The organism is Bradyrhizobium sp. AZCC 2289, from assembly GCF_036924615.1.
GTDB lineage: Bacteria > Pseudomonadota > Alphaproteobacteria > Rhizobiales > Xanthobacteraceae > Bradyrhizobium.
Window position 1 is genome coordinate 8,711,822 of the sequence record NZ_JAZHRY010000001.1, and the last position, 13,116, is coordinate 8,724,937.

The 13,116-nt window shown below is 59.2% G+C and carries 8 protein-coding genes; 5 read left to right on the forward strand and 3 right to left on the reverse strand.

The annotated features are described in order from the left end of the window. Window positions 1–28: 28 nt before the first annotated feature. Window positions 29–721: a Crp/Fnr family transcriptional regulator gene (locus V1289_RS40805; RefSeq protein WP_334404871.1), complete on the reverse strand. Its 693-nt coding sequence runs from the start codon at window positions 719–721 to the stop codon at window positions 29–31. A gap of 483 nt (window positions 722–1,204) precedes the next feature. Between V1289_RS40805 and V1289_RS40810 the strand changes: the two genes are divergently transcribed. Next, window positions 1,205–4,867: a beta strand repeat-containing protein gene (locus V1289_RS40810; protein WP_334404872.1), complete on the forward strand. Its 3,663-nt coding sequence runs from the start codon at window positions 1,205–1,207 to the stop codon at window positions 4,865–4,867. A gap of 108 nt (window positions 4,868–4,975) precedes the next feature. On the opposite strand, the gene V1289_RS40815 is transcribed toward V1289_RS40810, so the two are convergent. Next, window positions 4,976–7,399 (reverse strand): S8 family serine peptidase, encoded by a 2,424-nt coding sequence (locus V1289_RS40815; protein ID WP_334404873.1) that lies wholly within the window; start codon window positions 7,397–7,399, stop codon window positions 4,976–4,978. Between the two features lie 505 nt (window positions 7,400–7,904). Here V1289_RS40815 and V1289_RS40820 point away from each other — a divergent pair. The 4 genes from V1289_RS40820 (at window position 7,905) to V1289_RS40835 (ending at window position 12,341) form a co-directional block, all read left to right on the forward strand. Then, a complete protein-coding gene (locus V1289_RS40820) occupies window positions 7,905–9,617 on the forward strand; it encodes a type I secretion system permease/ATPase (protein ID WP_334404875.1) in 1,713 nt (570 codons plus the stop codon). 9 nt (window positions 9,618–9,626) lie between these two features. Then, window positions 9,627–10,994 carry an HlyD family type I secretion periplasmic adaptor subunit gene (locus V1289_RS40825; RefSeq protein WP_334404877.1) on the forward strand — a complete coding sequence of 456 codons (1,368 nt, stop codon included), beginning with the start codon at window positions 9,627–9,629 and terminating at the stop codon, window positions 10,992–10,994. Window positions 10,995–11,123: 129 nt separating this feature from the next. Further along, on the forward strand, window positions 11,124–11,780 hold the full coding sequence (locus tag V1289_RS40830) for a type II toxin-antitoxin system HicB family antitoxin (RefSeq protein ID WP_334404879.1): 657 nt from the start codon (window positions 11,124–11,126) through the stop codon (window positions 11,778–11,780). Between the two features lie 204 nt (window positions 11,781–11,984). Continuing rightward, a complete protein-coding gene (locus V1289_RS40835) occupies window positions 11,985–12,341 on the forward strand; it encodes a hypothetical protein (RefSeq protein ID WP_334404880.1) in 357 nt (118 codons plus the stop codon). A 368-nt stretch (window positions 12,342–12,709) separates the two neighbouring features. Here V1289_RS40835 and V1289_RS40840 read toward each other — a convergent pair whose 3' ends face one another. After that, window positions 12,710–13,069 (reverse strand): hypothetical protein, encoded by a 360-nt coding sequence (locus V1289_RS40840; RefSeq protein WP_334404881.1) that lies wholly within the window; start codon window positions 13,067–13,069, stop codon window positions 12,710–12,712. Between the last annotated feature and the right edge of the window lie 47 nt (window positions 13,070–13,116).

The window sequence follows — 13,116 nt, forward strand, 5'->3', positions numbered from 1 at the left end:
AACTACAGGCGCATTCCGCGCCCTCGGGTCATTTTTGTGTCGTCAGCTTCACCTCACGCTCCAGCGCAGCGATATCGTGGATGCAGTGATAGTGCGCGGACTGGCTGACGAGCTTGCGGTCCCGCCATTCGCGAAGCACGCGGCTCACGTTTTCGCGTGCCATTCCCGCCATCGCCGCGAGGTCGCCATTGCTGACCTTAAAGGTAAACATCACGCTGCCCGAGTCGGAAGGCTTGCCGACATACCCCGCGAGATCGAGCAGCGCTCGCGCCAGCCGTTCCTTGCCGGAAAGAAACGTCGCCGCCGCAAGCGCCTGGTCTGCTTCACGCAAGCGCATGGACAGGACCCTCGCCAGCTCGCGGTAGAATTCGGGATGCGTCGCGGTGAATTTCTGAAAACTCTCTTTGCTGATGAAGCGGTAGCTGCAGTCCCGCAGCACGACTACCGAAGCCGACCGGGGCAGCCCGTCGATCATGGCCAGTTCGCCGGCGAACTCGCCTGGGCCGAGCAAACTGACAACGCTCTCCTCGCCGCCCGGCGATACAATCACCACTTTGAGCAAACCCGCTTCGATGAAGTAGAGCCCATCGCCGGGCTCGCCGGCAGAAAACAGCACGCTGTCTGCTTTGGCGTGGCCGCGCACGCCATTCTCGACCAGGCGGGAAGTCAGCCCTTCCGGCAGGGATTTTAATAGGTTACTCGACTTCCGAAGCCTGTCCACGGCCGTATCCTGTTAACCGCTCACAGCCAATTCGAGGCATCCCGCTGGTGGCGCGTCGCCGCAATCAGTAGGCCGCAATCGGCGCTGAACCAACTGATTTTGCTGATTAAGGTTGCTGCCGGCCCGGCAAGCACGCTTCGGAACGGATCGCGAATTGCCTTTCCTGTTGATGGTTAGCCGCTAATCCCGCTGGTTAATGAATCATGAAGAAAATGTAGCAAATTGTGACTTTCGACAATTACAGGCTCCTGGCCACATGCCAAGCTGGGAGGAGTGGCTGCGGGCAGGGCGGGGGCTAAATCCGACCAGAACGACACCAGCGGATAAAACGGCGACTGCGACGTTCGCCGCGTGTGCATTGCCATGGGCGCAGCCTGCGCCCTGTAATTTTGTGGGAGCGCTCGCGGTGAAAAGACCGAGAGCGCGTCACGACGAATGTGAATTTTAGAGATTGTAGTTGCGGATTTTGAGGAGGGTTTATTTATGGCCACGTACAAGTACGACGCCACCACCAACACGTATATTCTCGTCGACGACTCGATGCTCCTGAGCTCCGATCCTTCCCTGACCACCAATATCTCCGTAACAACCGATCTTCCCGACTATGCGCCGGGATCGACGGCTGCTTTCACGGCGAGCGTCGGCGTGGGCGATACCGTTACGTTCAATGTCACCGACGTGGCGGGAACAGCCGTGTCTGGCACGAACGCGCCTTGGACAATTACGGATGGTGGTGTGGGCGATCTTGATGGCGTTGCCAACGGTGTGATCCAGACCTCCTGGACCGTCGGACAGGACGCGGCAGGCGAGTCATTTGTGCTTAGCGCGACGGACCAAACCGCCGGTCTGATGGCGACAACGGCGTTTACCGATTCTGCTCCTCACATACCGGTGCCCGCCGTCGTTCCGGCTACACTAACTAACGGGATAGTCTTTCTAACCGGTGATACACATACGGCGACAGGCACGGGCATCTTCCCCTCGTTCGTGCAAATCCAGGCGAATCCGCAAGAGGGAGGTGTCGAACAGGGCTTTAACACAGACGCTGCTCCAGTAGAGGACACCGGAAGCTCCTCCGTCCACAATCACAGCCTTCTGCTGAGCGCTGTTCCGATCGTCACTGTTAACGGGGTCGATTACCGCGAATTCCGGCTAGACTTGAACGAGACGGATAAACCAATCACGCTCGATACTCTTCAAATCTATAAGGCCGCCGCAGGAGATCTTACGAGCCTCGCAGGCTTGACGCAGATTTACGACATGGACGGAGGGCCGGACGGCCTCAGCGCTACTCCAGGGGATAACGTAAACGTCTCTGTCCAGTTGACGGCATGGTCATCGGGTAGCGGCCATAGTGACTACAAAATACTGATCCCGGACAGCTACTTTTCAGGGACGGACCCGTCGGCGTTCATATATCTCAACTCGGAATTCTCGAACGCCGATGCGGGATTTGAGGAATGGTCGGTCGCTGCACCCGCAGGTGGCGGTCCCGGTGGGCAAGGCGCGCTAACGATTCTGAAAATCGTACACGACGTGAACCTCGACACGCAAAATCTCGTCGTGGACCATGCCGGCGACGTGATCAACTACAACATCGAGCTTGGAAATACGGGCACCGCCGGTCTCACCGTGACGGCTGTCACCGATCAAGTCGAAAGCTTTGGCGTGACAAACGCGATACCCACGCTCAGCGGGGCTTTCAACAGCGGCGATGCGAACCATAACAACATACTCGATCCCGGCGAGCACTGGGAGTATACTGCATCTTATACCGTCATTCAGGCCGATCTCGACCACGACGGCTATGGCACCCCGATCGGTGGTGCGCCGGGCGATGGCTTTATCGATAACCTGGCAACTGCTTCGGCTACCGGGGTGCCTGACGCAACGTCAACAGCGTTTGTGCCGATCGTATTCGACCCGTCGCTGACGATTACGAAGGTCGCGAGCACAACCCCGACTGATCTACTGGATGTGAACCAGGCGGATCACACGGGCCAGGTGATCAACTACACGATCGAAGTCGACAACACCGGCAACATCGATCTGACCGGTGTCACGTTGACTGATACGTCGTTTGCAGACAGTGGTGCAACACGAGGTGCCGACATTGTCGGCAACAACGACAACATCCTAGATGTGGGCGAGAAGTGGTCGTTTACGGCCAGTCACACGGTGACGCAGGCCGAGATGAACGCTGGCGCCAACCTGGTCAACACCGCGACGGTGGATACGGCCCAGACCGCTCCGCAGGACGCCACAGCGACAACGGTGGTCGACCAGGACCCGTCGCTGACGATTACGAAAGTCGCGAGCACAACCCCGACTGATCTACTGGATATGAACCAGGCGGATCACGCGGGCCAGGTGATTAACTACACGATCGAAATCGACAACACCGGCAACATCGATCTGACCGGTGTCACATTGGCCGATACGTCGTTTGCAGACAGTGGTGCAACACGCGGTGCCGACATTGTCGGCAACAACGACAACATCCTAGATGTGGGCGAGAAGTGGTCGTTTACGGCCAGTCACACGGTGACGCAGGCCGAGATGAACGCTGGAGCCGACCTGGTCAACACCGCGACGGTGGATACGGCCCAGACCGCTCCGCAAGACGCCACAGCGACAACGGTGGTCGACCAGGACCCGTCGCTGACGATTACGAAGGTCGCGAGCACAACCCCGACTGATCTACTGGATGTGAACCAGGCGGATCACGCGGGCCAGGTGATCAATTACACGATCGAAGTCGACAACACCGGCAACATCGATCTGACCGGTGTCACGTTGACTGATACTTCGTTTGCAGACAGTGGTGCAACACGCGGTGCCGACATTGTCGGCAACAACGACAACATCCTAGATGTGGGCGAGAAGTGGTCGTTTACGGCCAGTCACACGGTGACGCAGGCCGAGATGAACGCTGGAGCCGACCTGGTCAACACCGCGACGGTGGATACGACCCAGACCGCTCCGCAGGACGCCACAGCGACAACGGTGGTCGACCAGGACCCGTCGATCCATATCGAAAAAGTGACAACCGGTTTCGACGGCACTGCCAATCACACGGGTGACGGCATCAGTATTCTGGCCGGCTCGGGGGTCACATGGACCTACACCGTCACCAACGATGGCAACGTCGATTTGTCCAACATTGCGGTGACGGATAGCAAAGGCGTGACGCCGGTCTATGTTAGCGGCGACACGAATGGTGACCATATTCTCGAAACTACCGAGACATGGGTTTACAAGGCTACTGGCACAGCAGTCCTCGGTGGCTACAACAACACCGGGACAGCGACAGGCCACCTTGGCAGCTCGACCGTCAGTGACGACGACGGTTCGTCCTATACCGGTACCTTTACCGAGCAGGGCGGGACTTTGACCCAGGGCTTCTGGGGTAGCCATACCGATGCCTGGGATGGCGTCAATGGCAAGGAAAGCAATCCGACCACGAGTGCGTTCAAAAGCGGCGTATTAAGCAAACTCGAGATAAATCCGCGCCACGATGGTAACCTCCTGCTCGGCGATTCCAACGGCGACGGAATCGCAAATGATGCGCACGATCTCCTGATCTCGGACAAACTTGCCGCAGCGATCGAGTCGTCCAGCACATCCGGCGACGCCCGAATGATCATGTTGCAGCAGGCTATCGCCACTCAGCTGAACATCGACAATGGCAAGGCCGAGCCCAACAACCTGATCGACGAAGCCGTGATGTGGCTCACCAAGGCGGCGCCTGGCGCGTGGTCCGGCGTTGGGGTCAATATCGCAGCTAGTGGCCTTGTTGATGACGGGCACGGCAATTTAACCCTCGTCGTCGCCGAAAATGCCGGCCACACTGCCCTGGCGGGCAGTGCGGTGGCAACGAGTTCGTCGGCGTGGCATGGTTTTGTCAATGTTACGGATGCCGCTGGATACGTAGGTACACCCGTGACAGCCGACGGCGAAGGACTGAAAAACGCACTGATGTGGTGGAACGACGGTCATCTCGTGACGACGGCGGCCGGACAAGTGGCGTATGATCCTGATGGGACTGGTTCCGGCGGCGTGAACCCGGCAACCATCCATCTAAACACAACCGACGAGTTCTGGCTCACGCTGCATCAGCAAACGGGGCTGACGGGGATTGGCTGAGCGCACGATCGAACCACGCGCGACGACGACTACATGATCGACATGATAAAGTCCTGCGGCAGTGTCACCTGCCGCAGGATTTACATTTGGGTGTCGCGACATGCGCGCTCACACGATATGCGCCGTTGTCCAATAGTCGGTTCCTTGATGCAGTATCGCCGGTGCTACACCAAGGACGTCCACGATGGTTGTCGCTGCCTGCCCGTTGTGCGGATCCACCACAAAGTTTGTTCCTCCGTTAGAGTCCGAGACCAACATCAGCCAATGGTCGGCAACCGGATCGGTTCCGGTGTATCCGATCGATGTCATGAGCTGGTGCATATCGATCACGTCCTGGCCAACGGCAAAGTCCGCAACGGTGTCGGGTGCCGCCTTCAAGAAGTTGAAGACAAACGTATCGTTGCCCGGCCCGCCATAGAGCTTGTCGGCGCCCATCCCGGCCACAATTGTATCGTTACCCCGGCCGCCTTGAATGGTGTCTCCTGCGTCATTGGCAATGATCGTGTCGTTGCCGTCACCAGCCCAGACGTTCTTGATCAGGGTCGTTGTTCCGATCTGAAGGGTCTTGCCGGCAATGGTGTCGAACGCACCGGAGTGCAAGTCGAGATATGAGCCGCTTGTGACTGCGGCCGTATTGATGGTCGCAGAGCCACTGCTGTCATTCAAGATCGTGCGAGCCGTGCCAGCCTCGGCCGCGAACTCGTCCGTGTAGACATAGGTTGTCGGCGTTGAGGGAGCATCGCCAAGGGCCGTCAGGGTCCAGCTGTTCAGCGTCCCGACATTGCCCGTGACATTGTCTGTCACGGTCAATGTCCAATTGCCCTTGGCATCCTCTCCCCAGAAATCGTTGGCTGTGGTCTCAAATACGATCCCGGTCCCGGTGCCGCTCGCCGGATGGTTGACGAGCACCGCACTGGTCCCGTCCGGCGATGTCAATGTGACCGTGAGGTCGCTGACGTGAGGATGCGTGATGTTGAGGTCGACCACCACCTTGTCGAGACGCTCGGATGAAGCGAGCGTGATCGTACTCTGTATGCTGCCGGTCCCATCGGTGATTGTGGCGTTGTCGGTGTGGCTGACCGCCTCTGTGGACATGTCGGCGTAAGTCGACTGCTTCTGCCAGCTCTCGGCCAGTCTCACCGCGGCGGTGGCATCGACAAGACCAAAGCCATAGTCGTTGCTGAAATGAAGGCCGCCGCCGTTCCAGTCGTGGGCGCCGTTGGTCTGCCAGCCAGTATTTGCCGGATCAGAGTTCTTGGCTGAATAGGCCAGGATCTCCTGGACGTCACGATAACCTAGATTTGGGTTGGCCTGTAACATCAGCGCAATGATGCCTGACACCGTTGGTGCGGCATACGACGTACCCGAAACCGACGCGTAGTCGCCGCTCATCGCGCCAGCAGCCCCGAGACGATCATCCGTCATATCCGAGGAGCCCGGTGCCGAGACAAGGAGCGCCGCACCCGGTGTGCTGAACGACGTGACATGGCCGGTGCTGTCGGTCGCCCCCACGGTGATGACGAAGGGATCGTTCTGGTAGTTGTGATAGTTTACGTTGTCGCCGGACGCCCGGTAATTTCCGGCCGCAAAAACGATATCGATGCCGAGTCCGCCCCGGCCGTTGGCAACGTCGTTTTGAATGGCTGTCTGTGATGAGGAGAAGGACGAGAGGAAATTGTCCTGGTAAAGGCCCGAATACCCCCAACTCGCGTTGGCAACGTCCATACCGTTGGCCAATAGATGATTCAGCGCATCAGTATTCTGGCTGGTACCGCCGCTCGCGCCGAAGCCGATGCGAAAGCCTGCTACACCTGCGTTGTACGCGACGCCAACCACGCCCGAGCCGTCCCGGGCAGCCGCCAGGACCCCCGCGACTGTGGTCCCGTGGCTATCGGTGGAAGTCCCATAGGCGCTGCCGTCGGCAACTACGGCGTCATAGTCTAGATTAAACAGATAGTGAGAGTTCAGATCAGGATGATTGTAATCGATCCCGTCATCGATGATTCCAATATTCACGCCTACGCCTGTATAGTTCTGCCAGGCTTTCACAACGTCGACGCCAGCGGTGGTGCTGGTTAGATTCCACTCGGAGCGGAAATAGGTGTCAGTCGGCAGCGTTGTATCTCCAGTCGGCGGGTTGAGCGTTTGCCAATGGATCGGAATGTCATGCAGCACCGTCGTGGTGGTGCCTTGGCCTGTGCCGGTGCCTGAACCCGTGGTGCCTGAGCCAGTGCCAGATGTCGTGCCGCCACTGCCGGTTGTGGTTCCGCCGCCCTTTTTGGCGGCGGTGGCCTCGGGGCCAACCTCTAAGTCATCGCCGCTTAATCCGCCGGCGACAGTGAGCGGCGCCCCGGCATGATCTTCAATGGTGGCGTCTGCTTGCACCAAAGCAAAATCTTGCCCGTGATCCGGCGTGGCACTATTTGACGTTGGTACGATCGGATTTCCGAAAAAGTAGCCGTCGTCGGCTCCGTACAGCGCAATGTCGGAATGCCCGCCGTTGAAATTGTCAGCAAAGCTCCACTTTCGCATCTGGCCTCCTTGCCGGCGGAGGCGCCGGCGAACAGGCGCGCTCGCTCATTGGCGCGTCCGGTCCGCCACGTAGGAGCAGAGGCCTTTAACGGGATGTAAAATTAGCGATCTAGATTAAATTAGCGGTTCCAGAGAGCTTAGGCGGACGGTTCAATTGCGAGAACCGCGCCAATACACTGGCAATACCTGCTGATAATGTGTGTCTCCGCGCGCCCTAAATTAACTTAAAATGCAACGAGGCGGCTGCCTGCCTTGCGCCGCCGCCTGGGCAGCGGGATTGCCGGGGCCGATAGCCCCTCTGATTACCGCATAAATACGGTGTTTTGCGTGCGTTGACGGTCTGGCGTGCTTCCATCGAAAAAATGGCCATGTTAAACATTGCCTTAGATAAATTGAAAATCGTACCGGGTCCCTGCTAAGGTGCAGCAGTTGGCTCAATGTCATTTGGCCCAAACGGGTCGCAAATAGTTAATTTAAAGAGGGGCGGGGATTTCCGCTGAACAGTGTGAGTGCTCCGTTCAAGAGACCTGACGAACTTCGGCGTTTGCTGCAGAGCTGCCAGAGCTATTTCGCCACCGCTGCGATCTTCAGTTTGGCCATTAACCTGCTCTATCTGGCCGGGCCGCTTTACATGCTGCAGGTCTATGATCGCGTGATTTCGAGCGCCAGCGAGATCACGCTTCTGATGCTCACGATCGCGCTCTTGATCGCTTTCATGGCGTTGGCCGGGTTGGACGCCGTTCGGGCGCGCGTGCTGACCCGCGCCAGCATTCGTCTCGACCAGAAGATCGCGGCGCGGGTGATGACTGCGATCATCAATCGCTCCGCAAGCGCCGGCGGCGCCCGCAGCCAGTTGCTGCGCGATTTCGACACCTTCCGGCAGTTCGTCACCGGCATGGGGATCCATGCGATCTTCGATCTGCCCTGGGCGCCGATCTATATTGCGGTGATCTTCGTGCTGCACCCATTCCTGGGGGCATTTGCATTAGGCTGCTGCATTGTGCTGATCCTCATGGCCCTGCTCAACGAGTGGCTGGTCAAGCTGCCGTTGAACGAGGCGGGTGAGGCGGCCTCCCGGAGCTACAGCTTCACCGAGATGAGCCTCCGCAACACCGAAGTGGTGCGGGCCATGGGCATGACCGAAGGTCTGTTGCGGCGATGGTCCCGCGATCGCAACCGCATGCTTGAAAGGCAGGTGTCTGCAAGCGACCGTGCCGCCACCATGCAGAGCCTCATCCGTTTTCTGCGGCTTGCCATGCAGTCGATGATACTGGGTCTCGGCGCCTATCTCGTGATCGAGCGGCTTGCAACCGTCGGCGCCATGTTTGCCGCCAGCATCCTGCTCGGAAGAGCCTTGCAGCCGGTGGAGCAGATCGTCGGTTCCTGGCGCAATCTGGTTTCCGCGCGCGGGGCATTCCTGCGTATACGCGAACTCCTGGCGGCCAATCCCGAACGCGACGCCGGCCTGACACTGCCGCGGCCGAAGGGCCGACTCTCGGTCGAGGGGTTGACCTATGTGCCCCCGCTTAGTTCGAAGCCGATCCTGCGCGGGGTAACGTTCGCGATAGAGCCAGGCGAGGTCTTGGGTGTTATCGGCCCTTCGGGCGCCGGCAAATCCACGCTTTCGCGTCACCTGGTTGGCGTGCTCGTGCCGTCTGCCGGCGCGGTGCGGCTGGACGGGGCGGACGTATCGAACTGGGTCAGGACGTCACTCGGTCAGCATATCGGTTATCTTCCCCAGGATATTGAGCTGTTCGCCGACACGGTCGCGGCCAATATCAGCCGCTTCCAGGAGGGCGAGGACAATGAGGCGATTCTGGCGGCGCAGATAGCCGGCGTGCACGAGATGGTGGTGCGCCTGCCGAATGGTTATGACACCCAGGTGGGAGAAGGCGGCGCCATACTATCCGGCGGCTATCGTCAGCGTATTGGTCTTGCCCGCGCCATCTTCGCCAATCCGAGCCTCGTCGTGCTGGATGAGCCGAGCTCCAATCTCGATGCCGAAGGCGATGCCGCGCTGGCCGATTGCATTCTTCAACTCAAGAAGCGCGGCACGACCGTGGTGATCGTGTCCCATCGGCCAGCAACGATAGGGGTAGTCGACAAAATCCTGGTTCTCAGGGACGGAGTCGCTGAAATGTTCGGGCCACGCGCCGAAATCATGTCGCGTCTCACGCGTGCGGTGCCGATGCATGCCGTACAAGGTTCGACGGGCTAGGAATCTGAAATGGCACTCTTGGATGCAGCAACTCGAAGTATGGGGTCCGCCGCAGAACTGCGCGGCACGACGGCGAAAAGTGATCGGCCGCCAAGCGATTCCATCCGGCGCGTCGCTTTGGCAGGCTGGCTGATTATCGCGATCTTTTTCGGCGGTATCGGGACATGGGCGGCAACCGCGCCCCTCAACGGGGCGGTCGTGGGTAATGCGGTCGTCAAGGTCGACGGCAACCGCAAGAGCGTCCAGCACCTCGACGGCGGGATCGTCAAGGAGCTTCATGTCAGAGAAGGCGAGAAGGTCAACGTCGGCGACCTCTTGATTGTGCTCGACGAATCCCAGGCGCGCGCCGAATACGACGTGCTCTCCCAGCAATATGTCGTGCTCCGTGCCACCGAAGTACGGCTCCTGACCGAACTTGACCACGGCTCGGCGCTCGTGATGCCCGACGATCTCAAGGCGCGCGTTGAAGAGACCTATCTGAAGAGCGTCTGGAACGGCCAGATCAGCCAGTTTGAAAGTCGTCGCGCCGCGATTGAAGGACAGCGCAATGTCATCCGGGAGAAAATCAATCAGTTGGACTCGCAGATCGTCGGCGCCGAAGCGCAGGTCAAATCCTTCACAGACCAAATCACCTCTGTAAAGGCTGAAGCCAAAGACATCGCGCCACTGGTCGAGCGGGGACTGATTGCCCGGCCGCGCATCCTGCAGCTGGAGCGCACCGCCTATGGCCTCGAGGGGCAGATTGCGGACGCCAATGCCAACATCGCCAAGGCCCGGCAGGCCATTGCGGAGCAGCAGCAGCAGATCGCGCAACTCGACAACGACCGGATGACTGACGTCACCAAGGACCTGCGCGACACCCAGGCCAAGATGCTTGAGGTGATCCCGAAGGCAGTAAATGCGAAGGCCGTACTCGGCCGCATGGAAATCCGTGCACCCTACACAGGCAGGGTCGTCGCGCTGACCGCGTTTTCGGTCGGCGGCGTCATTCAGCGCGGCGACAAGATTCTCGACATCGTCCCGGACCAGGACTTGCTGACCATCGAAGCGCAGATCGCGGTCGAGGATATCAGCGAGATCAAGCCCGATATGCGCGCCGAAGTTCACCTCACGGCCTATAAGCAGCGCATCGTTCCGATCATTCATGGCGACGTCATCCAGATATCCGCCGATCGTCTGACCGATCCGAAAACCAATAATCCCTATTACACGGCGTACGTGCGGATCGACGAGAGCGAGCTTGCGACCATGCCCAATATCCGGCTCTATCCGGGCATGCCGGCCACGGTGATGATCCCCACCATCCAGCGAACCGCGTTCGACTATATTGTCGGACCGCTCGTGATGTCGTTCAATCACTCGTTTCGGCAGAAGTAACGCCTGATTCGCTGTCGGGAAATCTGCGGCCGAGGGATCCGGAAGGTTGATCTTGCGGTCAATCCTGGGTTGAAGTTCAAATTTGGATACGGGGCATCGTCTGACCGGAATTGGTCGCGGTGGGCGGAAATGGCAATCTTCATCGCTGTCGTGACAAGGGACGGCGAATTTGGCTATTCGGCATCGTTTCCGGACTATCCGACCTGCGCCGTCGCAGCTCGGACCGTCGACGAGGTGATTGCCAGGGCGAGGCACGCGCTGCTCGCGCATGTCGAGGCCCAGTCGGCGGCCGGTCAGGAAATTGTCGTGCCAACGGCGGCTGACGCGATTGCGCGGAACGGCGCATTGCTTCTTGCTGCCATCGATGTGCCGGACGACATCCGGACGATTCGCGTCGAGCTTGATGTTCCAGCCCTGTCGCTGGCGAGAATCGAGGCCCTGGCCAGACGGCTCGGTTTGACGCCCGCTGCGCTTTTCGTCGCCGCAGTCGATCGGTGGGCCATGGAAGAGCTGGTGGCTCGGCCGGGCAGGGGAGAAGCCGACGGCCTGATGCTGCCCGATTTTGACAATCCGCTCGAACTGAAGGTGGAAACGATCGCCGTTGCAGAACGGGCCCCACATCCTCCAGCAGTTGACCAGGGCGGCGTTACCGATCAGGTGCGTGAAGTGACCGCTGACATTACAGCCGAACTGGCGCGTCTGCTTGAGGAGCAGGCCACCTCGCATCTGCCGAACGGCGCGAAAGACGGCCTCGAGTTGCATCGCCCGGCTGGGCGAAGGCGATGAGCGGTTCGTCATGACGAGGCTCACCTGCCGCAACCGGGCGTCAAGATCGCGAACTCGATCAAGGGCCCTGCGATGATCTCCACGACAGGTCGCATGAGGCCTCTGGCGGTTCTGGCGGCTTGCACGCTGCTGACCGCTTGCGGGGCCGTTCCTCAGGCCATCGAGCAGGAGGCCGACCCGCCGCCCGTGAATTTGAACGATGCCTTGGCCGAATGCCGCAATGGCTATCCCGATCAGATAACCCAGGCGGTTCCGCGTGCGGCTTGCGTGATCAAGGCGACAGAGCCCTTGCGCCCGCTGCTGCCATTCCCGGAATTGCTCGATAAAGAAAACTCCTTCCGAAAAACCCTGGCCGAACAGGTTCAGAGCGGGAGCATTTCGCTTCTTGAGCGAAACCGGCAAATGACCAAATTCCACGCAAGCATGCTGGTCGAGGAGCAAACCCGATTGCAGGCGAAACCTGGGGATGTGGTGGCTGCCTCATTGACCGCGACGCAATGGCGACTGTCGAATTCCGATGGCTGCTCGTCGCTGGGCGGGAATACCGCAAATTGCTACTGATATTCGGCCGCGTCGCCGCGATGTCACCTTCGGCGCGCTTTGCCGGTGAAAGGGACTAAAACCGATTCTGGCTCATCTGACTTGGTCGATACGGTATCCCCACAACCAGACTCGACCGTTGCGTTCAATCTTCTAGATGCTCGGAACCGATTCGTTTGATCAAGTCGTGTAACCTTGCTCCCTCGGCCATGCCCGCTATTTGATCGCGATTTTGCGTGAAGCGGGCGAGCGCTGCATAGAAGCAACTTGGGTTACGAACGAACCAACCTTTTTAAGGATATCCTGTCGGTCAGGCCCTGGCGGAAGTCTGCGAGCCGTCTCCAGTAGCTCGGCCGCTAATTCTTCCAGATCCTGCAATCGTTTGGTTGTCATTTGACTTGGTCCGACCGGACGTTGGATGGCTGCGGCGCGCCGGCCGCGTGGAGAGCGTCCCTGAGGGTCATCGAACTGTAGTCCTCGCGCTCCCGCTGGAACCTCAACTGTGTGGCTTTGAAGGAAGCCAATCGGGCCGTAATTTCCTCACGCTCATTTCGCGGCGGCAGGGGCGACATTCGTTCGAATTTCGGCGGATCGAAACTGCCGGGTTGTTCCGGCTGCACGATTTGTTCGATTTCTTCGATCGGCGCAATCTGTACCGGCACAGTCGTCTCGGCGTTTGCGCCCTTAACCCCTTTCACAAAAGCCAGAGTTTCGGCAATCAAAAGGTCTCGATCCTGCATCCAACCCATAACGCAACCCCCGCCAGTACCGCTCTGATTGGAGGATAGCAGCCAAG

What these genes read in the sequence shown, in the direction of transcription:
- V1289_RS40810 (WP_334404872.1), top strand. Translation starts at nt 1,205, where the DNA reads ATGGCCACGTACAAGTACGACGCCACCACCAACACGTATATTCTCGTC.
- V1289_RS40815 (WP_334404873.1), bottom strand. Translation starts at nt 7,399, where the DNA reads ATGCGAAAGTGGAGCTTTGCTGACAATTTCAACGGCGGGCATTCCGAC.
- V1289_RS40825 (WP_334404877.1), top strand. Translation starts at nt 9,627, where the DNA reads ATGGCACTCTTGGATGCAGCAACTCGAAGTATGGGGTCCGCCGCAGAA.
- V1289_RS40830 (WP_334404879.1), top strand. Translation starts at nt 11,124, where the DNA reads ATGGCAATCTTCATCGCTGTCGTGACAAGGGACGGCGAATTTGGCTAT.
- V1289_RS40840 (WP_334404881.1), bottom strand. Translation starts at nt 13,069, where the DNA reads ATGGGTTGGATGCAGGATCGAGACCTTTTGATTGCCGAAACTCTGGCT.